Here is a 25,172-nt window from a genome sequence, read left to right as displayed (position 1 = left end):
ACTCTAATATGGCTTAAATTAGTTGTTCTGTAGAGACTCTTTTTCTAGCTCTAATCTGTCAACTGCTCTAAAGAATGGATAATAAATCAATCCATCTATAACTATAAGTACTATTTGGTGTAAAGCTCCTCTCCAACCACAAATAATCAATCCTGATAAAATTGGTGGTGTTGTCCATTGAATATTAATACCATTTGCTAATGGAACGAGACCTACCGCCATTACAAAATAAGTTAATAATATATTTACCAATGGTACTACTATAAACGGTACAATCATAATTGGATTTAACACAATTGGCAGTCCAAATATTACTGGTTCGTTAATATTAAATATACCAGCACCTACTGATAACTTACCTAAAAACTTAAATCTTTGGGATCTTGCTACAAATAAAATTATTAAAACTAGTGCTAATGTAGCTCCTGCTCCACCAATATTAACATAATTGGTATAGAATTGATAATTTAAAATATTTGGTAGTTTTAACCCTGCTGCAAAAGCTTCAGCATTTTCTGCTGTTTGAGCAAACATTATAGGTTTTGTAATTCCATCTGTTACATTAGAACCATGTATACCAAACATCCATAATATTTGCTGAACAATTACTACTATAATTAAGAAAATTAAGTTTCCACCAATATTTGTCAAAGGTTTTTGAAGTATAGTGTATAAGAAATTTTGTACTGTTTCAAATGTAGTAAAAGAAAATCCAATTCTAATAGCTGTAAATATTAAAATAACAAATAATTCAGGTATCAAAGAACTAAATGAAGTGGCTACATTAGCAGGTACATTACCTGGCATTTTAATAATCCACCCTTTGTTTTTTATCACAGAAAATATTTTTATGGCAAACATAGTAGAGAATATACCTACAAATAATCCAGTTGCTGTAAAGTTCGCAACAGGTAAGCCTTGTCCACTATCTACAAGCTCTGTCATCGGTGTTAGAATAAGAAATGCTACAAGAGCTGTTACAATACTTGTTGCATCATCAATATCAAATGACCTTCCTAAACTTTTCGCCATACCAACCATTACAAAAATAGTCATCAAATTCATAGTAGCATCAAAAGGAATTAGTACATATTTCGACCAATCCTCACCTAGTTTACTAGCCATAAAGTTTTGATATCCCTCACTTGGAATATTTGGTATTAAGAGAAACATAGAACCTATTATTAATAATGGCATTACTGCAAAGAAACCATCTTTGATTGCAGTTAGATATCTGTTTTGGTCTAATTTTCTAGCTACTGGTACTAATTTAGCTTCTAAAAATTTCATAAATCCATTCAAATCAATTCCCCCTTGTATAATAATTTTTTTTAATAGAAAAAATATTCTATTCATACTAATGCACCATTTGGCATATTTCACCAACCAATTTTGACAATAAAATCATTAAAACTATTAGATTTGGATACGTTTTCAATAGTACTTTTAGACTCTATTATTTCTTTTAACAATTCATATAATAACTTTAGGTTTTCGTTTTCCTTAGCATTGAAAGCAAACAAGAAAATAACTTTCACTTTTTTGCCATTATAAACAGCTGGATTTTTAAATATACCAACAGCTACTACTGTCTTTTTAGACATAGATTCCATTGGGTGAGGTATAGCTATCATATCTTCTAAAATAGTCGAAAATAGGTTTTCCCTTCGGACAACAGAAGCATAGAAAATTTCTACATCATCTATATATCCTTCAGTTCTAAGCATTTCAGTAAGTTTCAATATAGCATTTAAAAAATCAACTTCTTCATCAAAATATTTAAATAATCCATCTTTAAAAAACTTTTCTTTTATTCCATCTGTATTCATTTCTTTAATTGTCATTAGAGGATTACCTATATAACGCTTTATTCTTATTAAATCATCCTCAGTAATCAATGGATTTACTTGAACTATAGGTATATTGCTTTTAGTTGTTAAAGGAATAGTAGAAATTATCAAATCTGCTTTTCCACAATCACCATTTAAAACATTGTCTAACTTATATACAGGAAAATACCCTAATATATTTACTTGTTCGCTATAATAAGATACTATTTTACTCTTTACAAATTGAGCAGTGCCTAAACCAGAGCCACAGATGATAGCTATATTTATTTTATTATGAATTTTATCTAAAGCTACTGCTACATGTAATGCTATATAAGAAACTTCTGATTCACTAATCACTATATTCAACTTTCTTTTGATTATCGACACTATTGTCATAGAAATTTCAAAAGCAAAAGGATAACTTGTTTTTATTTGACTTTTAAAAGGATTGTCTTCAAAATAATTAGCTTTTATTCTTTCAAGCATAGGATTTAAATGTAATATGAAATTTCTTCTAAAGTTGGTATCTTCCATAAAATCAATATTGAATTTATATTTTACCTCCTTTAAAAACTCATCAACTATATTCTCCCCTTCTTCTTTTAGTACACAATCCTTACTAGCAACATTTAACAATCTTTTAGTATTAAAGCTTTGTTGAAAATATTCAAGTTCTTTATCATCTAATAAAATATTGAAATAATTCTCTATTTCCTCCTTTATAGCATTAGCTATAGTTAAATCTAAATCTTCTTCTATATTTTCTTCTATAAAAAAGCCCCTTTGAATTCTTTTTATGCTGACTAAAATATCTTTTACTAATAGAATTACATCAGCATCTGTCAAAATATATCCATATTTGTTTAATACATTTATAATAGTTTCGTATAAAAATAATATTTCCTTATTTAAATCTAAATTTTCATCAGTAAAAACATAATGAAAACTATTACTTAGAATTAATTTATCATTTCTCATTTCTCTTTTAAGTACATTTGAGATTAAAAGTCTTTTGAACCTTTCGTCTCCTTTTAATTTCAGACCTTTTATAGGAGAAATCTCTAACTCTAAGTTTGAAAAATTCTTTAAAAATTTTATAATATTTTTTATATCTAAGTACACAGTCGTCTTTGAAACAAACAACATATCTGCAAAATCTTCCATGGTAATAAAATCCCTTGCAAAGGTTAACTTAAATAGTATAAAAGCCAATCGTTCTGACGGAGTACTGGGAATTTTAGTTATATTTTCTTCACTTTTAAAAATTTCTTTTATTAAAGATATTCCTAACCTTCTTTGTTGTTGTGGTATAAAGTATCCTTGTTGTTTAGAAGAACATATCCTAATCTCATGGTCTTTAAGCAATTCATTTAAAAATTTAATATCAGATCTAATAGTCCTAGAACTCACATCAAATATTTTAGCCAACTCATTTCCTGACAATCCTACATCAGAATTTAATAAATATACAAATATCTTTTTTTGCCTTCTATAAGTCATCTTTATCACCAAATCCTTATCTTTATTTTACATTTGTTATAAAGTTTATTCCATCAAATTAATTTCCTTCTTTATAGGAAAAGAATAATAATGAAGCTTTAATTAAAATAAATTCTAACCTCAGTATAATATCCTTCCTCAACTATACAAAATCGTGCATTGCTATTTTACGACCACACCACAAAAAACAAAAACCTGATAACAGCTATTTCTAACCATTATCAGGTTTTTGTTTACTATTTCCATTCCAAGTTTGCAGGTGACACCAAAATATTGGTGTATCAACGTTTTTAAGACCTTCTAAACTTTTTGGCGAGGATTTTGTCGGAACTTCTATTTTTATTTTTTCATTAATTCGATTTTTTTCTTATACAAAAAGTCATAGTCTTTAATAACCTTATCAAATTCTTGGACTCTTTCTTTCTGCGGATAATAAGAATTGTAAGATATCTTAAAAGAAAAAGTCGGATATGCAGTTTTTAGTGCACCAAAAGAAACAGCTTCCTCCATTTTGACTGCTTTTACTTCTTTGTTTAACGCATCTGCTTTCATTTGAAGCCAAAGAGGATTTTTTATTGCTGGCCCAATAACAATCATGCACTCTGTTTTCTCAATGGGAAAACAATTAGCCACATATTTCATTTCTAAACACAGTCCAAACACCAAGCCAAATAAAATATCTTTTGTCTCTGTATTTAAATCTATGCCATAAAACAACCCTGTGGATCTGCTGTTTTTATAAGGTGCACCTGACCCATTAAAATGAGGCAAAATGAGGACTTGTTTTGTCAAGTCTATAGCATTATTACTATAATACTTATACTGCTCATATAAATCGGCACATTCTTGTTGAAACTTTTCTTGCTGTTTATTAAATAGTGTCCGATACCATTTAAAAGCACTTCCACCTGTAGGCACAGAAGAAAACAACGAGCAATAATTGGGATCGGTAAAAATACCATTGGATAACGACTGTTCAAAATGTTCTTCACTGATGAAATCAGCATCGCCAATTAACAATAATCCTTCTGTTGTTCCCGTTGAATTTAATAACTCTTTAGCATCCAAGCCAATCCCCAACGCTCCTACCATATGGTCATGTCCTGCGATTCTCACTGAAATTTTTTCTTTTTTTAAACTCGTATTCCCCTCGCTCGTATAACCAACGACTTCACCAGAAGAAATCACTTCAGGAAACTTAATTTTTCCTTCTAAATGAAACATCGCTAATAATTCATCAGACCAAGCGCGCTTTTTTAAGTCAAAGCACATGGTACGACTAGCCATTGAATACTCTGTTTTACAGGTATTTGTTAGAAAATAGCTCAATAAATCTGGAATATTCAACCATGTATACACTTGCGTTTTATTGGTAACTATTTTATCCATCAACCACTTGATTTTACTTAAGCTATAATTGGAATGAGCAGGCAATCCCGTTATATCATAAATTCTTTTTCTCTGTTCCTCTGTTAATTCTTTTATATATTGAACAGATCGTTTATCATACCAAGCAATTAAAGGAGTAATAACATCTCCGTTGGTATTGATTAGTACTCCTGCCTCCCCAACACTGGAAATGTTGATTGAATCAACATTTCCAGAATTTTCATGAACAAATTTATTTAAGATAATTAACAATTGACTCCAAATTGATTCTAAATCAAATAATTCTCCAAAATCATCCCCAACCTTTTTTGTTTGAAAACTCTCTCGAGAAACTAGTCTTCCTGTAGCAATTTCGAATAAAGAAACTTTTGAATTTGTCGTTCCTATATCAATTGTTATCGCTAAAGGTTTACTCATTGCTTCGTTCTTGCTTCCAACAAACGTGTTTGTTTGAAGGTGATTTTATAAATCCAGAATAAAATTACTCCCACTACAGGAATCAAACCAAGAGCAATTATATTTCCGTTGAAAATTTGTAATAACCAATATCTTAGTGGGTTTCCACCATCCAAGAAGCTCGAAACTAGACCGCTAGAACCTTTAGGGAAGTTAAAATTGACATCTTTTGCCATCCCCGTAATGAACGGCGCAATTGCTGAAGCAATATACAAGTCACCAATCATAATAGGAATTGCAATTAATACAGCTCTAAAGACATTTCCTTTTGTTGATAAAACAACCATTGAAGCCATTACCGCTAAATTCGCTAAATCACCTAAAGGTAAAACTGTATTCCCTGGTAAAACAAATGCCAAAAGAACAGCAATTGGGGTTAATAATAAAGCAGTTGAAATAATCGCTGGGTTTCCAACAGCAACTGCAATATCTAAACCAATATATAGATCGTCTCTATCTGGATATCTTTTATTTAAGAATCTTTTAATTGCTTCAGAAATAGGTAGCAAACCTTCCATCAAAATACGAACCATTCGCGGAAGAATAAACATTACTGCGCCTACACTAATTCCCAAAGTCAAAATATCTTGGAGACCATAACCTGCAATGACTCCTAAAAGCAATCCTAGAATAGTTCCCACCATCATAGGTTCCCCAAAGATTCCAAATCTTTTCTGAATATTCGCTGGATTGATGTTAATTTTTCTAATTCCAGGAATCGTATCTATAATTTTGTTTCCGATTAGACCGATAGGAAAGAATGTCACGGCAGATACAGTCGGTAACGAAATACCTTCTAAGCCAAAATATTTTTCACCCATTGGCGCTGCCCAATCTGCCAATTTGAAAACAATTACGACAATAACTGCTGAAGCTGATATTGCCAACCAAAAACTACCTGTGCTATAATAGATTAAGGTGCCTGCAAGCGCAAAATGCCAGTAGTTCCACATATCAACGTCAACTGTTTTTGTCTGTTTGATTGCTAACATGATAATATTAATAAATATTGTCAATGGAATTACAAACGGAGCGATTGGTGAACCCCATGTAATTGCTGATAAAGGCGGCCAACCTAAGTCAACTACTGGAAGATTAATATTCGTTTGTTCAACCATCGCTTGCGCTGCAGGTCCTACATTATCGATCAAAATATCAAAAATAGCATAAATCCCAACAAATCCAATACCGACTGTTAAAGAAGAACGTAAAGCTTTCGCTGGCTTAATTTTAAAACAAAGCGCCAAAATAAAGAGCACCAAAGGCAACATAACAGTCGGCCCAAAACCAAGAATTGCCTGGACTGAATTATACAATATTTGTGTAATATCCTCCATATTATTCACCTTCTGTTAATTTATCGTAAATGCTGTTTAACACCTTTTCCTCACCAACACCTGTGATTAAAGCTAAGCCGTTAATAACTGGTATATCAAGCTCATAAGGAATTTTTGTAGTTGAAACAATTAAATCGGCATCATCCGAATTAGATCGAACAGAGGCTACGTTTGTCTGTGAGTAATTCACGTTAGTTACACCTTTTTCTTTTAAGAATTCCATTACTTTTTCTGTTACCGCTGTTGAAGTTGCAATCCCTGTTGCACATACAAATAATAAATTTTTAACCATTTTTTATTTCCTCCATTTCTTTAAAGTTGAATTTCATTTTTAGTAATTTCATAAATTTTTTCTTTACTACCTTCTTTAATTCTCGTCAAAACATCTTCTTTGTTTAAAATCCCCATTAATTTTTGTAAGATATTCAATTGCTTATTTGACTGCCCTAAAGCCAATAAAAAAACGATAGAAACATCAATCTTTTCGTCTGTCCCCCCCATAACTTCCATTTCTATAGGTTGTTTTAACGTTGCAATGGTTACCTTATTTTTTCTAACAAACTTAGAATCTGTGTGGGGAATAGCTACTCCATATGGTTCTGTTGGCAAACCAGTTGGAAAATTTTCTTCACGTTTAATGACTTGTTCAGCAAACTCTTCTACTACATCTCCATCTGCAACTAATGGTTTCGTAATTAGTAAAATTAATTCCTCAAAATTACTAACCTCAATATCTACAAAGATATTATTTAACTCCGTCAATAAATCATTCATTACTTTTGCACCACACTATTCATACTTAAAATCTTGTTATAAACTGTTTCAAAAACTGAATCCTCTGCTTTTTGTAGTACTTTAATCAAATTGGCTTCACTTGGGTTTTCTTCATAAGCTTTTCCAACACTCTTGATATAGCTTTGACGTAGATCACTAGCAATATTAATTTTAGCCACATTGTACTGCACCATTTGTTGGATATGGTTGTCTGGAATGCCTGATCCACCATGAATAACTAGAGGTACTGGCGACACTTCATTGATTTCTTTTAGTAAGTCAAAATCAATACGAGGTTCGTCCTCTAAACCATGAACATTTCCTACAGAAATCGCTAACATATCACAACCAGTTCGTTCAACAAATTCTTTGACTTGTGTAGGGTCCGTTTTCGAATCGGCTTCACTCACATGATCATCTTCTTTTCCAAGAATCGCACCCAATTCAGCTTCTACTAGAATTCCGTAAGCTTTAGCAAAATCAACCGCTTGTTTCGTAAAAGCTATATTTTCATCAAAATCAAAAGCGGAACCATCAATCATGACTGAAGTAAAACCGGCTCGAATCGCTTTTTTAACATTTTCAAACTTTTTTCCATGATCTAGGTGCAACGCTACTGGAGTATCCATATTTTCTGCATACCGAGAAACCATGTCTACAATATATTCATATCCCGCTAAGGAGATATTAGTTGGAGCAATTTGGATAAAAGTGGGAATCCCACTTTTTTCAACTGCTTGCAAAATTCCAACTGTTGTTTCTAGGTTCGTTGTATTAAAAGCTCCTGCAATGACTTCTCTTTCTTTGATAATTTCTAGCAATGTATACCCATTGACTAATGGCATTTTAGATTTCCTCCCTTTGAAGAATCGTCCCAAGATAGTACTTATTAGCTTTGAGCCATACATTTCCAAATTCGATTGGTGTATCATTTTCAAGATAAACTAATTGTTCCAAATGAAGTACAGGTGAATCTTCTGGTACTTCTAACACTTTTGCTCTTTTTTCACCAACTACTCTAGCAGCATACCTACTTTCTGAATAAGCAATTTTTCTCCCACTCGCTCTTTCAATAGCTTTAAATAGACTTTCATGATTAAAATCATTTTGTTCAATTCCTGGACAGAGCTTACTGTTCAAACGGTTTTCAATTAGCATCACTTTTTCACCTTCAACGTATCGAATTCGTTTTAAATAAAGATACTCATCACCTAAAGTAAGTCCTAACTTAGAAGCAATTTCTTTTGTTGCTTTTCTTAGTTCAGAAGTGATTACCTTCGTTTCGTATGCCAATTGTTGACTCTCCAGTGATTCCGCAAAAGAAAGTAATCCTTTTCCTAATGGATAAGAAATATTTCCTTCTGTCACATAAGTTCCTTTTCCTTGAATTTGTTGCAAAAGACCTTCTTCCACAATCAAACTGACAGCTTTTTTTACTGTGCCTCTGCTAACATCTAAGTCTAACATAATTTGATTTTCTGAAGGAATTTTCTCCCCCTTTCCCCATTCTTCTGCATAGATATTATTTCTCAAGTAATCTGCAACTTGAAGATAAATTGGTTTTGAAGCATCCCTGTTTATTATCATAATTCTCACCTCCAAACAATTGTACACAACTATAGACATCTATATACAACTATGTACAAGTTTATTATAACCGCTATCTACAAAAAAGTAAAGTGTTATTTTTAAGTTCAATACAATCTTATCCACTTTGTGATACATTGGATTTTCAACCATAGTGCGTTGTAAGAAATTAACTCTCGTTTTATGGCTTATATTGATTGGTAGTGTAGGATTTGGAATCTATAAAAACTTTACTGCCATTGATATCCATACTGTCCATGAAACAGAAATCATTGAAAGACAGATTGTAGATACTAATAAAGTAGAAAGTTTTGTGGAATCTTTTGCGAAAGACCTTTTTTCATGGCAACAATCCCAAGAAGCCTTGTTTTTCGACTAGCACAATAGATAAGGATAAAATACTATATCCCATTCTTGATTGCTTATAAAAACTTATAAATACTTACAAATGCTTGTTTAGAGTTATTAGTGATGTTACAATATAGCTAAAGGAGGAGTAAAATGTATCAAGAACAAAGGATGTCTAAAATATTAGCATTACTGGAGGAACACAAAGAACTTTCTACTAAAGAAATGATGAATTACTTTAAAGTATCTAGAGATACGATACGGAGAGATTTTTCTATTTTGAGTAATAGAAATTTGGTGAAAAGAACGCATGGAGGAATTATTTCGATTGAAAGTAATAACCAAATACCTTCTTTCAACGATCGTATTGGTGAGTTCACACAAGAAAAGAAAGTAATAGCACAGAAAGCTAAAGAGTTTATTTATTCTGGCAATCTTTATTTCTTTGATGTTTCCACAATTGTTTTAAATTTAGCTCAAATGGTGAACGAGAACGTAACTGTCTATTCCCATTCATTAGATAATGCCATTATGTTAAGTAATCATGAAAATATATCTTTTTATTTATTAGGTGGAAAGTTTTATCCAAAAAATCGATTTTATTATTCACTGAATGAGTCAGAAATACTTCGATATATCAATTTTGATATTGCTTTCTTTGGTGCTGCGGGTTTAAAAAATGGATATGTTAGCTTTGAAGACAGTGAAGATACTTATTTGAAACAATTAGTAATGAAAAATTCAAAGACTAAAATTTTATTAGCCGAACAGGAGAAATTTCAAAAAACATCTAATTATATTTTAGGAAATATTAATGAGTTTGATTATTTTATTACTGATGAAAAGCCTAATGAACAGATTCAACAACTACTATCCAATGAGTTAAAAGTTATCTTTTAAAAAAGATTAGAAAGGAAGAGCAAGTTATGAACAATCCAAATATTAAATTAGTAGTGAGTGATATAGACGGAACCATTTTGAACGATCAACATAAAGTTGACGAGGACCTAAAGGATAATATTCAATTATTAAATAAAGAAAAGATTCCTTTTGTATTAGCTTCTGCTCGATCACCCTTTGGTGTTTTCCCTCTGGCAGAAGAACTTGCTTTGGGAACCAATCCTATTGCTTGTTACAATGGTGCGCTTGTTTTAGAAGGAACACGAAACAATTATAAAACGATAATTGAACATATGTTAAATAAAGAAGAAGTAAAAGTGATTATATATGTAATTAAAAGTGAATTTCCTAAGGTATCTATTAGCTTGTATTCTGGAACACAATGGATAGTAGATAAGTTGGACAAATGGGTTGAAATCGAAGCAGATATTACCAAAGATTCTCCAAAGGTACAGAATTTGCAATTATTTTTATTGGAGAATCAAGCGCCAATTCATAAACTTTTATTAGTTGAAGAACCCAAAGTAATCCAAGAGCTTCATAAATATTTACAGAAACTACATTTAAAAGATAGTTCTTTCTATTTATCCAAAGATAATTATTTAGAAGTGACTTCCAAAAAAGTTTCAAAAGAAAGAGCATTGATTGAAATTGCAAATTATTACGATGTTCCTTTATCTAAAGCAATGGCGATTGGTGACAATTTTAACGATATTCCAATGTTAACTTTAGCTGGATTAGGGATAGTCATGAGTAATGCACCTCAAGAAGCAAAGAAAAGTGCGGATGTTGAAACACGAAGCAATAATGAGAATGGTGTTTCACAAGCAATTCAAAATTATATATTATCAAGCCTTAAATAATAATCAAGGTACCCTTTATGCTAAAAGCAAAAGAATTAATGATTACGAAAGGGCATTCCTACTATCAATCTAGAAAATTGGATAGAGTTCCCTGTGAAGCTATAGAAGAACTTGCGAAACAAAATAATTAAAAAAGTGCAATGAAAGTGCAATAAAAAAATAAAAAAGAGCCGAAACTCCTTGATATACAAAGGTTTCTAGCTCTCCTGTTACTATTCCCATTCAATGGTTGATGGAGGTTTACTAGTAATATCGTAAACTATTCTATTAACTCCATCTACAGTATTTACTATCTTGTTAGATACTTTCTCTAATACTTCATAAGGAATCTTAGACCAATCACTAGTCATTCCATCACTACTATTTACAGCTCTTAAAGCTATTGTATGAGCGTAAGTTCTTCCATCTCCCATTACACCTACACTCTTTATATTAGGTAATACGGCAAAATATTGCCATATTTCTTCATCTAATCCTGCATTTTTAATTTCATTTCTAAATATATAATCCGCTTCTCTCAAAATATAAAGTTTTTCTTCTGTTATATTCCCTAATACTCTTATAGCTAATCCTGGACCTGGAAATGGTTGTCTCATCAATACATCTTCTGGAATATTTAAGCTTCTTCCTAATTCTCTTACTTCATCCTTAAATAATTCTCTTAAAGGCTCTACTATTTCAAAATCTACATCCTCTGGTAATCCACCTACATTATGATGACTTTTAATAACAGAAGCTTTATCTGTTCCACTTTCTATTACATCGGGATATATAGTGCCTTGAACTAAATAGTCTACGGAATCAAGCTTCTTTTTTTCTTCTTCAAATACTCGTATAAATTCTTCTCCTATTATTTTTCGCTTTCTTTCAGGATCTGTTATTCCTTCAAGTTTGGATAAAAATCTCTTCTGTGCATTTACTCTTATAAGATTCATATCAAATCTTTCTTTAAATATTCTTTCTACTTGATCTCCTTCATCCTTTCTAAGGAGACCATGATCTACAAATATACATGTAAGATTTTTTCCTATTGCCCTATGGACTAATACTGCTGCCACAGAAGAATCAACACCACCAGATAAAGCACAGATAGCTTTTCCTTTTCCTATTTTTTCTCTTATTCTTTTAATTTCTTCTTCCGCAAAATCTCCCATATTCCAATCACGAGTCAATTTACAAATCTTATATAAAAACTTTTCTATTATATCTTTTCCTCTTTCTGTATGATTTACTTCTGGATGAAACTGTAAAGCATATATATTTTTACGTTTATTTTTCATTGCTGCTACAGGACAAGATTCAGTTTTTGCTATTACATCAAATCCTTCTGGTAATTCACTTATAAAATCTGTATGGCTCATCCAACAGTTCAATTCATCTCCTAAACCTTCAAATATACCATCATTATCAACTATATTTAGTCGGGATTTTCCATACTCTCTCTCTTGGGCTCTCATTACCTTACCATCAAAATAATTAGCTATTAATTGTCCTCCATAACATATCCCTAATATAGGTATATCTAAGTCAAATATTCTTTTATCACATTTTGGAGAATTATCTCCATATACACTTGAAGATCCTCCTGAAAGAATAATGCCATCAGAATTTTTAGATTTTATTCTATCAATAGATATATCAAAAGGTAATATTTCACAAAATATCCCTAACTCTCTTACTCTTCTAGCTATTAATTGGCTATATTGCCCACCAAAGTCCATTATTAGAATATAACTATTTTTCATTTTTAGCCATCCTCTCTATCCTTTACTATAATTAGGTGCTTCTTTTGTCAATTCCACATCATGGGGATGACTTTCCACTAATCCTGCTCCAGTTATTTTTATAAATTGACCTTTCTCTTTTAAATCTTTAATAGTTTTACATCCGCAATATCCCATACCAGATTTTAAACCACCTAATAATTGATATACAGTGTCTTTCAACGGCCCTTTATATGGAACTATTCCTTCTATTCCTTCAGGAACAAATTTTTTATTATCCTCTTGAAAATATCTGTCTTTACTTCCCTCAGCCATTGCTCCTAAGGAACCCATTCCTCTATAAACTTTAAATCTTCTTCCTTTATATAATTCAGTTTCTCCTGGACTTTCCTTACAACCTGCAAATAATGATCCCATCATAACTGTATCTGCTCCTGCTGCTAAAGCCTTTACCATATCTCCTGAGTACTTTATTCCTCCATCAGCTATTATTGGTATATCATATTTTTTAGCAGCTCTAGCACATTCAATTATCGCAGTTATTTGAGGTACTCCTACTCCTGCTACAACTCTTGTAGTACATATTGAACCAGGACCTATGCCAACCTTTACTGCATTTACTCCAGCCTTTATCAACTCTTCAGCAGCTTCATAGGTTGCCACATTGCCAGCAATTATTTGTAACTCAGGATAATTTTTCTTTATATTCTTTATTGCTTCTATAACACCCATTGAATGACCATGAGCTGTATCTACTACTATTACATCAACTTCCTTCTCTTTTAAGGCTCTAACCCTATCCATCATATCCTTAGTTACTCCTACTGCAGCACCTACCAGAAGTCTTCCTCCTTCATCCTTTGCTGAATTAGGATGTTCTATAGACTTTTCAATATCTTTTATAGTAATGAGTCCCATTAAATGATTTTCTTCATCTACTAGTGGTAATTTTTCAATCTTATTTTTCTTCATTATTTCCAAAGCTTCATCCATAGATATCTTTCCTGTAGCCGTTATTAAATTCTCTTTAGTCATTACATCCTCTATCTTCTTATCTAAATCTTTTTCAAATCTTATATCTCTATTAGTTATAATTCCTATTAATTTCTTTTCTTTATCGGTTATAGGAACCCCAGAAATATGATATCTTTCCATCAAAGCTACCGCATCTGATATTAAATTATCTTTAGATAAATGAAAAGGATCAGTTATTACGCCATGTTCTGATCTCTTTACCTTATCCACTTCCATTGCTTGCTCTTCTATAGTCATATTCTTATGAATAATTCCAATGCCACCCTCTCTAGCTATAGCTATTGACATCCTAGCCTCAGTAACTGTATCCATACCTGCAGTTAATAATGGTATATTTAAATTAATCTTATTAGTAAGTCTTGTTTTAACTTTAGTATTTTTTGGTAATACATTAGATTTAGCCGGCACTAATAATACGTCATCAAAAGTTAATCCTTCTCCAACAAATTTTTCCATATTATCCCTCCTATTGAATAAATAAAAAAAACCAAGCTCCATAAGTGGAACTTGGGATTAATATATACAAATATATTTAAACATATACATAACACCAATTTTCCACTCATAGTCAGACAATTTATGGTTGTCTGGTAGAGACTCTCTAGCCTTATTCTAGAGTATATATGAGTTTCTTATTATATTAAGTTCTATACATATTAACAAAAGTTTTCTTTCCTGTCAAGAAAGTATAAGAAGAAAAAAAATTCAGTAAATTACAATAGTATTATTTTTTATACTATTCTATTGTAGTACTTATTGATTCAGTATATAATTGATTAGTAGGAATTTTTAAGGAAAGGACTGATAAGATGTCTAAGAAGAAACTTATACTATTAGGTATACTCGCTATTTTCATGGGTTTCTTAATAGGTGGAGGATTCTTTGTTGTATCAACTATGAATAAATTAGATAGAGAATCTATTTCCACAAGTAATGAAGATTTAGGAATCGATGAAGATTTAGAAAAAGAATTGAATGAAAAAAATAGTGATGTTAAAAATATTGCTTTATTCGGTATAGATCAAGAAGAAGAATCCAAGGAAAGAGGAAGATCTGATGCTATAATGATCTTGACAGTAGATGACAAACATAATAAACTGAAACTTTCCTCTATAATGAGAGATTCCTATGTAAATATCGATGGTAAGGGTCAAGACAAGATTAACCATGCATATGCCTATGGTGGACCAGAACTAGCAATAAAAACAATTAATCAAAACTTCAATTTGAATATTAAGGATTATGCTACAGTAAACTTCTCAACTTTACCTAAAATAATAGATGTTGTAGGAGGAATAGAAATTGATATCAAAGATTACGAAGTTTCAAGAGCAGGAGTGTCCAACGCAGGTCTCCAGACTTTGAATGGTGAACAAGCCCTTAAATATAGTAGAATAAGATATGCAGGAAATGGAGACTTTGAAAGAACCGAAAGGCAAAGAACTGTTCTTATGTCCTTGTTTGATAAAGTAAAAAGTAGAAGTCTTTCTTCTAATATTACTTTAGCTAATGAAATATTACCTATGGTTAAAACTAATCTTAGTAATTCCAAAATAATAGGAATAGGCACTGATGTTTTAACTAATGGATCCATTGTACTTGAAACAGAAAGATTCCCTAAAGATGGGTATCATGATGATCAAAAAATTGATGGTGTATATTATCTAGCTTTTGATGAAGAAGCGACTATCCAACAAATGCATGATTATATATTTGAAGATAAAAAATAGAGCCTAAAAATTCAGGCTCTATTTTTTATTTAATTCCCACTATAATTACTATTCTGAATATTATCAGAAAGCTTGTGCAATATTCTAAATTTTGTTATAATACTTTCAGTGAAATCGTTTATTTCGACAATATTTTCATCGGAATTATTTACGATATCATTTATATTTTTAATTTCCTATATGTTAAGAAGGCGCATATAAACATGCTTGTATGCGTTTTCAAATTTTTATGTGTATTTTCATGTAATTTTTTATGATTTTTTGTTTTTATTGTTGCTTTTTTATCAAAAAAAAGGGGGAGTTTTTTTTTATGAATTTTCTTAAGAATTTTTTTATTGGACTTTTAAAGTTTTCACCAGTTTTTCTAATGGCAGGTCTGATGATAGCAGGATTTGACGCTTTATTAGCAGCACCTATTTCAACAATTTATGCTGCTATTGTTGCTTTTATTACAGAAAAGTTTTCTTTTAATGATTTACTAGATAGTGCTGTTGAAAATGTAAAAGAAATGCAATTAGTATTCTTTATTCTTATGGCAGCTTATGCTATGGCAGAAACTTTTATGGCAACGGGAGTTGGCGCTGCTATCATCAATGCAGCTTTAAATCTTGGACTTAACGGAAAGACTGTAGCCGTGACTGGATTAGTTGTAACTGGTATATTATCAGTAGCTACAGGTACGTCTTGGGGGACTTTCGCTGCATGTGCTCCGATATTTCTATGGCTAAATCATATTGTAGGCGGTAATCTTATGCTTACTACTGCAGCCGTAGCAGGAGGAGCTTGCTTTGGTGATAATATTGGTCTTATTTCAGATACTACTGTTGTAAGTTCTGGTATACACAAAGTTGAAGTCATACATAGAATTAGACATCAAGGAGTCTGGTCTATATTATGTTTAGTTCTAGCAGCCATTGTTATATTTACAATTAGTGTTGGAATGGGATTACCTGATTCAGTTGGTAATGCAGGTGAAGCTATTAATCAAATACCTGAAGAAGTATGGACAAATCTAAATGCTGAAAGACCTTCAGCTGTTACATTATTAAATCAGGTTCAAGAAGGTGTTCCATTTTACATGGTTATTCCATTAATATTAGTTATAGCTGTTGCTATTAAGGGACTTCCTACACTAGCATGTCTTGGTATCGGTATAATTTCATCACTAATTTTAGGATTATTTGCTGGTACTGTAACATCTATAGGTAATGATGGATTCTTAAAATTAATATATACAGGATTCTCTGATGCAGGAAGTTGGGTTATAGTAATGATGATGTGGGTTGGTGCCTTTGGTGGTATCATGTCAAAAATGGATGCTTTTGCACCTCTTTCTAATTTCATATCTAAAATAGTTAGGAAAGTTAGACATCTTATGTTCGCAAATGGATTACTTGCCATAATAGGTAATGCTGCATTATCTGATGAAATGGCTCAAATCGTTACTATTGGACCTATCGCAAAAACTCTTACAGATGAAAATGTAGAAGCTAGTGAAGAAGATATGTACAAATTAAGACTTAGAAATGCAACATTTAATGACGCATTGGGGGTATTTGGGTCTCAATTAATTCCATGGCATGTTTACATGAACTTCTATCTAGGAATTGCTTCAGCAGTATATCCATTAGCATCTTTTACAGCTATTGATATAATCAAATATAATTTTATGGCAATGATTGCTGTTGCTTCAATATTAATTCTTACATTAACTGGTCTTGATAGATTTGTTCCTTTATTTGGATTACCATCGGAACCAGACGTAAAAATTAAGAAATCATCTAAAAAGAAAGTAGATTTAGATTCCGAAGTTGCAAGTGGAAAATAATTAATATTTAAAACATATAGGAAGTATATTCCCCTATCTTTTAATAGATAGGGGTTTTTAATATCCTTCATAAAAATTTTTTCTCAAATTCAATTATTCATATTTTCTATAATTTACATGCAATATTAATTATCGAATTTCAAATAATAATATAAAAGATTATATATCAATTAATCCCTAAAATAGGAGGTTTATCTATGGATATGTCAAATCGTAAAGAGATGGATTCCGATATGCTTAATCATATCAATGAACAACTTGAAGAAGAGTTATTAATGCATAAAAAATACATTAATTATTCTAATCAATTATTTGATAATGAATTAAAAGATATATGTATTTACGGAAGCCAAAAACATAAGGAGAACTACAACAATATATTAAAATATTTAACAAATAATGAGGGATCTTAAAAATGTCATTCTCTAATGATCTTACTGAAAAAGAAATCTTACAAGATTTAATTTTATCAGAAAATCAACTTTCCTCATCCTATAATAACTCAATAATGGACATAGATTGTCCCTTATTGAGAAATATATTCATTAATTGTCAAACAAATATTCAATGGTCTCAATATCTAATAAAAGATGCTATTGATAGGAGAGGTTGGCATAAAGTTAAACTTGTCTCTCCCGGAGATAAAGAAAAGATTATGAATAAAGTTCAACTTAATTAATAAACCTACTACTAATATATGGGATAATTCTACAACAAAAAAATAGAACCCGGAGAAATCCGAGTTCTATTTTTTGTTTACATCATTGGCATTCCGCCGCCCATTCCTCCTGGCATTCCGCCACCCATTGGGCTGTCGTCTTCATCATCTTCATCATCAGCAACAACACTTTCAGTTGTTAACACCATTGCTGATACAGAAGCAGCATTCTGTAAAGCTGATCTTGTTACTTTAGTAGGATCTACTATACCAGCATCTATCATATTTACATATTCCTCATTTAATGCATCAAATCCTATTCCTACGCTGCTAGATTTTATCTTTTCAACTATAACAGATCCTTCTAATCCAGCATTTTCTGATATTTGTCTAACTGGTTCTTCTAACGCTCTAAGAACTATATTCACACCTGTCTTTTCGTCTCCTTTAGTTTCAGATAAGAGTTTTTCTACCGCAGGAATTGCATTGATTAAAGCAGTTCCTCCACCAGAAACCATTCCTTCTTCCACACCAGCTCTTGTAGCAGCCAATGCATCTTCTATTCTTAATTTCTTTTCCTTAAGCTCAGTTTCTGTAGCAGCTCCTACTTGAATTACAGCTACTCCACCAGCTAATTTGGCTAATCTTTCCTGAAGTTTTTCTGTATCAAATTCTGATGTAGATTGCTCAATCTGAGCTCTAATTTCATTTATTCTTGCCTCTATTTCTGATTCTTTTCCGTTACCATTAACTATTGTAGTATTTTCTTTATCAATTCTAACTGTATTTGCAGATCCTAACATGTCTAAAGTAGTCTCTTTTATATCATATCCTAATTCTTCAGAAATTACTTCTCCTCCTGTTAAGATAGCAATATCTCTTAACATTTCTTTTCTTCTATCACCAAAACCAGGAGCTTTAACAGCAACACAATTAAATGTTCCCCTTAATTTATTAAGTACTAATGTAGTTAATGCTTCTCCTTCGATATCCTCTGCAATTATTAATAACTGTTTTCCTTGTTGTACTATTTCTTCAAGCACCGGTAATATCTCTTGAATATTGCTTATTTTCTTATCTGTAATTAAGATATATGGATTTTCTAATGATGCCTCCATTTTTTCAGTATCATTCACCATATATGGAGATAAATATCCTCTATCAAACTGCATACCTTCAACAACATCTAGAGTAGTTCCCATTGATTTTGATTCCTCAACAGTTATAACTCCATCTTTTCCTACCTTTTCCATAGCTTCAGCTATTAAATTTCCTATTGTATCATCAGATGCTGAAATAGAAGCAACTTGAGCAATAGACTCCTTACCTTCTATTGTTTTAGATATGGATTTTATCTCATCTACTGCAGCATCTACAGATTTATGTATTCCTTTTTTAAGAATCATAGGATTTGCTCCTGCTGCAACATTTTTAAGACCCTCTCTTATCATTGCTTGAGCTAATAAAGTTGCTGTTGTAGTTCCATCTCCTGCTACATCATTAGTTTTTGTAGCAACTTCTTTAACTAGTTGAGCTCCCATATTTTCATAATTATCCTTTAATTCTATCTCTCTAGCTATTGTAACACCATCATTAGTTATTAATGGTGATCCAAATTTTTTATCTAAAACAACATTTCTACCTTTAGGACCTAATGTAACTTTAACTGTATCTGCTAACTTATTTATTCCTTTTTCCATTGAACGACGAGCTTCTTCGCCAAATCTAATCTGTTTAGCCATTAAACAATCACTCCTTTATATTTTTTAGGTATTATTCAACTATTGCTAATACATCATTTAATTTAATAATTGTGTATTCTTCTCCGTCTAATTTAACTTCTGTGCCAGAAAATTTAGAAGCAATAACTCTATCTCCAGCTTTGATAGAATCTTTCTTCTTATCATCTCCTGTTATTCCTTCTCCAATTGCTAATACCTCTGATATTTGAGGTTGTTCTTGAGCTGAATTCGGTAATACTATACCACTCTTAGTTTTTTCTTCTGCTTCAATTTTCTTAATAACTACCCTATCGCCTAATGGTTTTATTCTCATATTTACCCTCCTTAAATATTTATCTTTAATAAATAATCAATTTAATTATTAGCACTCTATATAGTCGAGTGCTAATATTTACAAATATAATGTTACAAAATAGCTAGAATATATGCAACCACATTTATTTAGTATTTTTGACGTTTATTAACCAATATATTCAATTAAATTAAATTATCTCACCTATTCATCATATTGCTTCAAATAACTTTGATTTCCTTTTCTTATACAATTTTCTTATACAAATTTATATATCTATATTACTATTTTTAAGACGTTTATCCATGAAACGTATCATTAATATTCTAATAACAGCTATAACCGGAACCCCTAAGAGCATACCTACAAATCCAAATAATGCTCCTCCAATAGTTATTGCTGCTATAATCCAAAAAGGTTTTACTCCTACATGATCTCCTAAAATTTTAGGCCCTAAATATAAGCCATCAAATTGTTGTATTACTAATATTGTTACAGCTACCCATAAGGCTTTTATTGGAGAAATAAAAAGTGTTATTATTATAGCTGGTATTGCACCAATAAAGGGACCAAAATAAGGTATCATGTTTGTTATTCCTATTATAACACTTAAAAGTAATGAGAATGGTGCCCTTACTATCAAGTAAAATATTAAGAAAGATATAATTCCTATAATTAAAGAATCAATAAACTTACCAACTAAATACCTGCTAAATATTCTATTCGTATCAATACCTAAATTAATAATTTTAGTCGCAGTATTATAATCAAATACTGAATATAATAATCTTTTAATCTGTTTTTGAAAATTTTCTTTATCTTTAATCATATATACAGATATAACTATACTTAATAATAATTGAATTAAAAAAGTTGTAACATTTATTGCCTGAAATAAAACTTCATTTAAAGCTGCATTAGCAAAAGTAGTAACTTTTGTTAAAAACTCCAATAATACACTCTCTATTTCTTCAGTAATACTACTACCACTAAATATTTCAAATCTAGTAACATTATACTCTAAGAATTTTTGTACGTTTCTTACATATTCTGGTGTATTAGATACAAAAGTAGTAATACTATCTACTATATTTGGAGTAACTATAGAGATCAAAAATATTACTGCACCTAGTACAATTAAATACGCAAAAAATATACTTCCAGTCCTATTTAATTTAAAAGTAGTTTGTATATATTTTACTAATGGACTTAGCAAATATGCTATGGCAAATGCTACTAGAAAAGGTCTTAATAATCCTAAAAATTGAGATATTGTATTTGGATTATCTATTATCTTAAATATTAATATAGATAAAATTATCACTGGTAAAAATTTTAAATACGGTATTGCTCTCCTGTTGTTCATTATTAACCCCCTTTTTATGAGACGTCCCCTGACTTAATTATATACTATATTATTTCTTCTTACCAATACCAAGTTCTCTAGCATAATAAAATAAATATTGTTGAGCAAATCCAGCTAGTTCTCTAAATTTATCTTGAGCATATTTCTGAATATCTTTGAGATTAGTGTCTTCATCTAAATAGAAGTATTCCATCACTCTCTTTACCCATACATCTATAGGAAAAGCATCTGGCTTATTCATAGAAAATAATAAAATACAATCAGCCACTTTAGGTCCAACTCCAGGAAATAATAAAAGCTCTTTTCTTCCATCCTCAGTAGATATATTTTTTATAGCATAAATATCTATTTCTTTATTCTCTATTATATTAGCCGCTGATAATATATATTTCCCTCTGAAACCTGTATGACATTTTTTTATTTCATCTAGTGATAGACTATTGAGATCTTTAGCTTTAGGAAAGCTATAATATTTTTTCCCATTGTACTCATCTATAAATCTACCATATTTTTCACTCAAAGTTTCTAATGCTCTTTTAATCATTGGTATTCTATTATTAGCTGAAGTTATAAAAGAAATTAAAATCTCCCATTCATCTTGTCTAAGAATTCTAATACCCTCTCCAAACTCTATTGCCTTTTTTAGTATAGAATCCTTTGATAATTTAGCCTTTATTTCATCACAATCTCTATCCAAATCAAAATAATTATACCAAATACTTTCAAAGTCTTCCTTATTAGTATTCGACAAAATCACATCATTTCCTACTTTTTTTACATTTAGTATTTTATCATAAACGACTCCTGTATAACTTCCATCATTTTCTCTATTCCATCTGAAACATTGACCACACTCAAAAACATGCTTTGGCTCAAAATTGCTTATATCCTTCATAATAATTTTATCATCTTTTTCTATAAAATCATATCTCATAATATCCCTCCAAATTAATATATACTATAGATAGTTACCCTAATAAAAAATATTTAAACATCACTAATACAATTATAAAAGGACCCTTAAAGGGTCCTTAGATTTTATTTATTAATAATTTCCCTGAGCCATCATTGCTTCTGCTACTTTAAGGAATCCTGCTATATTAGCTCCTGATACTAAATCATATCCATATCCATATTCTTTTGCTGCTGTCATAGAATTATTATGAATATCTTTCATGATTTGATATAGTTTCTCATCTACTTCTTCTTCAGTCCAGGACATTCTCATGCTATTTTGAGACATCTCTAAAGCTGAAGTAGCAACTCCACCAGCATTAACTGCCTTAGAAGGTCCTATTATCAATTTATTATCTTGTAAATATTCTAATGCTTCATTAGTTGTAGGCATATTAGAAACTTCCATATAATATTTAAGTCCATTTTCTACAAGCTTCTTAGCATCTTCTAAATGAACTTCATTTTGAGTAGCACATGGCATTGCTATATCAACTTTAACTCCCCATGGCTTTTCTCCTGGGAAAAACTCTACTCCATATTTATCAGCATAATCTTGAACTCTATCTCTACCAGAGTTTCTCATTTCAAGTAAATAATCTATTTTTTCTCCAGTTACTCCATCTGGATCATAGATATATCCGTCTGGTCCAGAAAGAGTTACAACTCTACCTCCTAGTTCAGAAATCTTTTGAGCAGCACCCCAAGCAACATTACCGAATCCTGATAATGAAACTATTTTACCAGCAAAGCTTTCTCCTTCATGCTTTAATACCTCACTTGTAAAGTATACAGCTCCAAATCCTGTAGCTTCTGGTCTAATAAGACTTCCACCATAAGACAACCCTTTACCTGTAAGAACTCCATTTTCAAAAGATCCTCTTAATCTTCTATAATATCCAAATAAGTACCCTATTTCTCTTGCTCCAACTCCTATATCTCCAGCAGGAACATCTACGTTTGGTCCTATATGTCTATATAACTCAGTCATAAAACTTTGACAAAATCTCATAATTTCTCCATCTGACTTACCTCTTGGGTCAAAATCAGATCCACCTTTTCCTCCACCTATTGGTAATCCAGTCAATGAATTTTTAAATGTTTGCTCAAAACCTAAAAATTTAATTATTCCACTATAAACAGATGGGTGGAATCTTAAGCCACCTTTATAAGGTCCTATAGCTCCATTAAATTGAACTCTAATACCACGGTTCACTTGAACTTTACCTTCATCATCTGCCCATGATACCTTAAACATAATTTGTCTTTCAGGTTCACACATTCTTTCAAGAATATTTGCTTCTATGATATCAGGTCTTTGTTCTAATACTGGTTCTAATGAATTTAGAACTTCCTCTACAGCTTGAATAAATTCCGGCTCATTTGCATTTCTTTTTTTAACTTTTTCAATTACCTCTTTTACATAGGTCATAACTTAATCTCCCCTTTAATTAAAATAATTAAAACCTAAGGTGTAGTTATATATTGTGACCAAACCTGCTGCAAACTACCCCTGTAAATTATATGCTTTAAAACTAATCTAATTATATTTAGGAAAAGGATTTCATCTAGCCTATTACATAATTTTGCCCAATGAATTATCCTAACTTGTAACTACAATGTAATCATAACATATGAAAAATTCTTTGTAAATGACTTTTAAGTTTTTATAATTTTCTTTAAATTAACATTTACAGATAATACATTAATTGAAGTCATATACTCAATTTCAGATATTATAGATTCTTGTAATTTTTTCACTAAAACAGGAATTGTTACAATTTTGTCAATAATTATATCTATATTAATATGTATCCCATCCATATCACTTTGTATATAAATATTACTTATCTTATTTACATTTTCAATTTTATATCCCCCTACCCTAGTTAAATCTTTTAACACACTATTAGAAATAGTATATTTTCCTAAATAGCTAAAAGTAGGTCTTACTACAGTTTTCTCATAAACATCTTCCTGTTCATTCTCATTTTTCCTTTGAAATATTTTAAGTGTATCTATAAAATACCCCGAAAAATCCTTTTTCACTTCAAACGTAGGAGCAGGAATTATATGTTTTCCTTCTTTTTTTCTGATTTTTTTTGCTATTAATATCTCATCTTTATCAGATATATCATCAATATATATTTTTTTATCTATCTTTCCAATATTTAAAGTTTTAACTATCTTTTCTACCATTCTATCAGAGGTACCCAATATTAAAATCTTATCTGGATTATTATTTTCAATAGCCTCAATAATGTTTTTTCTATGTTCTTCATCCATAAATAAAGCTCTTTTCACAGCGCTTATTGTAGACTGTTCTCTTTTAGCAGACTTTCCTGTTATGACTTTTGTTCCTTTTATTAATAATCCATCATCTAATATATATTCTATATTTTTATCTTTAGCTAAATTTATAGCTTTATAGCTCTTTCCACTACCACTTTCTCCAATCAGTGCGAATACTTTCATATTTTTACCTCCATATATATTATATTGATATATTTTTATCATTAGTTTTATTATAAAATCTACAAAATTTTTTACATTTTACATTAATGTAGCATAAAGATAAATAGTTTTTATATATTAAATATTTTACAATAACTATTTAAACTTATTATGATTTCTTCAATTATATCATAAACTGACTGCTCCCACACCTAAAGGAGTGAGGTTCTAAACTACTAAAGGCTTCTCTATCAAAAGATGGCATGTAAAATTAAACTAGATACATTTTGGATGGTAAATAAGATTAAATAAAGATTATCCAATTTTTTTTAATTCGTTTAAAAAAAGAGACTAAATTTTTCATTAGTCTCTTTATAGAAATATCTATATATTAAATTTTCCC

The 25,172-nt window shown here is 30.7% G+C and carries 24 protein-coding genes and 1 riboswitch; of the genes, 8 read left to right on the top strand and 16 right to left on the bottom strand.

Annotated elements, in window-relative coordinates; all coding sequences use genetic code 11:
* Positions 1-18: 18 nt before the first annotated feature.
* The 8 genes from GOQ29_RS13605 to GOQ29_RS13570 all read right to left on the bottom strand — a co-directional run bounded on the left by GOQ29_RS13605 (position 19) and on the right by GOQ29_RS13570 (position 8,875).
* Positions 19-1,302, bottom strand: a complete 1,284-nt coding sequence (locus GOQ29_RS13605) for a PTS sugar transporter subunit IIC (RefSeq protein ID WP_203373216.1) — start codon at positions 1,300-1,302, stop codon at positions 19-21.
* A 77-nt stretch (positions 1,303-1,379) separates the two neighbouring features.
* A complete protein-coding gene (locus tag GOQ29_RS13600) occupies positions 1,380-3,332 on the bottom strand; it encodes a BglG family transcription antiterminator (RefSeq protein ID WP_203373215.1) in 1,953 nt (650 codons plus the stop codon).
* A gap of 339 nt (positions 3,333-3,671) precedes the next feature.
* Complete coding sequence (locus GOQ29_RS13595) at positions 3,672-5,138, bottom strand: FGGY-family carbohydrate kinase (RefSeq protein WP_203373214.1); 1,467 nt, start codon at positions 5,136-5,138, stop codon at positions 3,672-3,674.
* On the bottom strand, positions 5,135-6,514 hold the full coding sequence (locus tag GOQ29_RS13590) for a PTS galactitol transporter subunit IIC (protein WP_203373213.1): 1,380 nt from the start codon (positions 6,512-6,514) through the stop codon (positions 5,135-5,137). Before GOQ29_RS13590 ends, GOQ29_RS13595 begins: the two co-directional genes overlap by 4 nt.
* 1 nt (position 6,515) lies before the next feature.
* Positions 6,516-6,806: a PTS sugar transporter subunit IIB gene (locus tag GOQ29_RS13585; RefSeq protein WP_203373212.1), complete on the bottom strand. Its 291-nt coding sequence runs from the start codon at positions 6,804-6,806 to the stop codon at positions 6,516-6,518.
* A 20-nt stretch (positions 6,807-6,826) separates the two neighbouring features.
* Positions 6,827-7,288, bottom strand: coding sequence for a PTS sugar transporter subunit IIA (locus tag GOQ29_RS13580; RefSeq protein WP_203373211.1), 462 nt, complete (start codon positions 7,286-7,288; stop codon positions 6,827-6,829).
* Complete coding sequence (locus GOQ29_RS13575; protein WP_203373210.1) at positions 7,288-8,133, bottom strand: class II aldolase; 846 nt, start codon at positions 8,131-8,133, stop codon at positions 7,288-7,290. Before GOQ29_RS13575 ends, GOQ29_RS13580 begins: the two co-directional genes overlap by 1 nt.
* Position 8,134: 1 nt before the next feature.
* On the bottom strand, positions 8,135-8,875 hold the full coding sequence (locus tag GOQ29_RS13570) for a GntR family transcriptional regulator (RefSeq protein WP_203373209.1): 741 nt from the start codon (positions 8,873-8,875) through the stop codon (positions 8,135-8,137).
* Between the two features lie 154 nt (positions 8,876-9,029).
* Here GOQ29_RS13570 and GOQ29_RS13565 point away from each other — a divergent pair, with 154 nt between their 5' ends.
* The 4 genes from GOQ29_RS13565 to GOQ29_RS13550 all read left to right on the top strand — a co-directional run bounded on the left by GOQ29_RS13565 (position 9,030) and on the right by GOQ29_RS13550 (position 11,117).
* Positions 9,030-9,254, top strand: coding sequence for a hypothetical protein (locus tag GOQ29_RS13565; RefSeq protein WP_425475074.1), 225 nt, complete (start codon positions 9,030-9,032; stop codon positions 9,252-9,254).
* A gap of 122 nt (positions 9,255-9,376) precedes the next feature.
* The gene (locus GOQ29_RS13560; RefSeq protein WP_203373208.1) at positions 9,377-10,123 is read left to right on the top strand and encodes a DeoR/GlpR family DNA-binding transcription regulator; all 747 of its coding nucleotides are present in this window, start codon (positions 9,377-9,379) and stop codon (positions 10,121-10,123) included.
* 26 nt (positions 10,124-10,149) lie between these two features.
* A complete protein-coding gene (locus GOQ29_RS13555; protein WP_203373207.1) occupies positions 10,150-10,986 on the top strand; it encodes a Cof-type HAD-IIB family hydrolase in 837 nt (278 codons plus the stop codon).
* A gap of 17 nt (positions 10,987-11,003) precedes the next feature.
* Entirely contained in the window at positions 11,004-11,117 is a 114-nt protein-coding gene (locus tag GOQ29_RS13550; protein ID WP_203373206.1) for a DUF3173 family protein, read from the top strand.
* Between the two features lie 81 nt (positions 11,118-11,198).
* Here GOQ29_RS13550 and guaA read toward each other — a convergent pair whose 3' ends face one another.
* Together guaA and guaB are read right to left on the bottom strand one after the other, a co-directional pair.
* Positions 11,199-12,731 (bottom strand): glutamine-hydrolyzing GMP synthase, encoded by a 1,533-nt coding sequence (gene guaA / locus GOQ29_RS13545; RefSeq protein ID WP_203373205.1) that lies wholly within the window; start codon positions 12,729-12,731, stop codon positions 11,199-11,201.
* A 15-nt stretch (positions 12,732-12,746) separates the two neighbouring features.
* A complete protein-coding gene (gene guaB / locus GOQ29_RS13540; RefSeq protein WP_203373204.1) occupies positions 12,747-14,201 on the bottom strand; it encodes an IMP dehydrogenase in 1,455 nt (484 codons plus the stop codon).
* 89 nt (positions 14,202-14,290) lie between these two features.
* Positions 14,291-14,392, bottom strand: a riboswitch (purine riboswitch).
* A 162-nt stretch (positions 14,393-14,554) separates the two neighbouring features.
* On the opposite strand from guaB, the gene GOQ29_RS13535 reads away from it, so the two are divergent.
* The 4 genes from GOQ29_RS13535 (at position 14,555) to GOQ29_RS13520 (ending at position 17,982) form a co-directional block, all read left to right on the top strand.
* Positions 14,555-15,475, top strand: coding sequence for an LCP family protein (locus GOQ29_RS13535; RefSeq protein WP_203373203.1), 921 nt, complete (start codon positions 14,555-14,557; stop codon positions 15,473-15,475).
* A gap of 310 nt (positions 15,476-15,785) precedes the next feature.
* Entirely contained in the window at positions 15,786-17,303 is a 1,518-nt protein-coding gene (locus GOQ29_RS13530; protein WP_203373202.1) for a Na+/H+ antiporter NhaC family protein, read from the top strand.
* Positions 17,304-17,500: 197 nt separating this feature from the next.
* Positions 17,501-17,716 carry a hypothetical protein gene (locus tag GOQ29_RS13525; RefSeq protein WP_203373201.1) on the top strand — a complete coding sequence of 72 codons (216 nt, stop codon included), beginning with the start codon at positions 17,501-17,503 and terminating at the stop codon, positions 17,714-17,716.
* Between the two features lie 2 nt (positions 17,717-17,718).
* Positions 17,719-17,982: a spore coat protein gene (locus tag GOQ29_RS13520; RefSeq protein WP_203373200.1), complete on the top strand. Its 264-nt coding sequence runs from the start codon at positions 17,719-17,721 to the stop codon at positions 17,980-17,982.
* Between the two features lie 77 nt (positions 17,983-18,059).
* Here the strand turns inward: GOQ29_RS13520 and groL are convergent, their stop codons facing one another.
* The 6 genes from groL to GOQ29_RS13490 all read right to left on the bottom strand — a co-directional run bounded on the left by groL (position 18,060) and on the right by GOQ29_RS13490 (position 24,790).
* Entirely contained in the window at positions 18,060-19,703 is a 1,644-nt protein-coding gene (gene groL / locus GOQ29_RS13515; RefSeq protein ID WP_203373199.1) for a chaperonin GroEL, read from the bottom strand.
* Between the two features lie 31 nt (positions 19,704-19,734).
* Positions 19,735-20,016, bottom strand: coding sequence for a co-chaperone GroES (locus GOQ29_RS13510; RefSeq protein WP_203373198.1), 282 nt, complete (start codon positions 20,014-20,016; stop codon positions 19,735-19,737).
* Positions 20,017-20,263: 247 nt separating this feature from the next.
* The gene (locus GOQ29_RS13505) at positions 20,264-21,361 is read right to left on the bottom strand and encodes an AI-2E family transporter (RefSeq protein WP_203373197.1); all 1,098 of its coding nucleotides are present in this window, start codon (positions 21,359-21,361) and stop codon (positions 20,264-20,266) included.
* 49 nt (positions 21,362-21,410) lie between these two features.
* Positions 21,411-22,295 carry a DNA-3-methyladenine glycosylase family protein gene (locus GOQ29_RS13500; RefSeq protein ID WP_203373196.1) on the bottom strand — a complete coding sequence of 295 codons (885 nt, stop codon included), beginning with the start codon at positions 22,293-22,295 and terminating at the stop codon, positions 21,411-21,413.
* 111 nt (positions 22,296-22,406) lie between these two features.
* The gene (gene gdhA, locus GOQ29_RS13495) at positions 22,407-23,747 is read right to left on the bottom strand and encodes an NADP-specific glutamate dehydrogenase (RefSeq protein WP_203373195.1); all 1,341 of its coding nucleotides are present in this window, start codon (positions 23,745-23,747) and stop codon (positions 22,407-22,409) included.
* Between the two features lie 227 nt (positions 23,748-23,974).
* Entirely contained in the window at positions 23,975-24,790 is an 816-nt protein-coding gene (locus GOQ29_RS13490; RefSeq protein ID WP_203373194.1) for a hypothetical protein, read from the bottom strand.
* Positions 24,791-25,172 lie beyond the last annotated feature (382 nt).

It is taken from the genome of Anaeromonas gelatinilytica (genome assembly GCF_016820635.1).
GTDB classification, from domain to species: Bacteria; Bacillota; Clostridia; order Tissierellales; family SIT17; genus Anaeromonas; species Anaeromonas gelatinilytica.
Note: the sequence above shows the minus strand (reverse complement) of the source record. Positions and strands in the feature narration are given on the sequence as shown.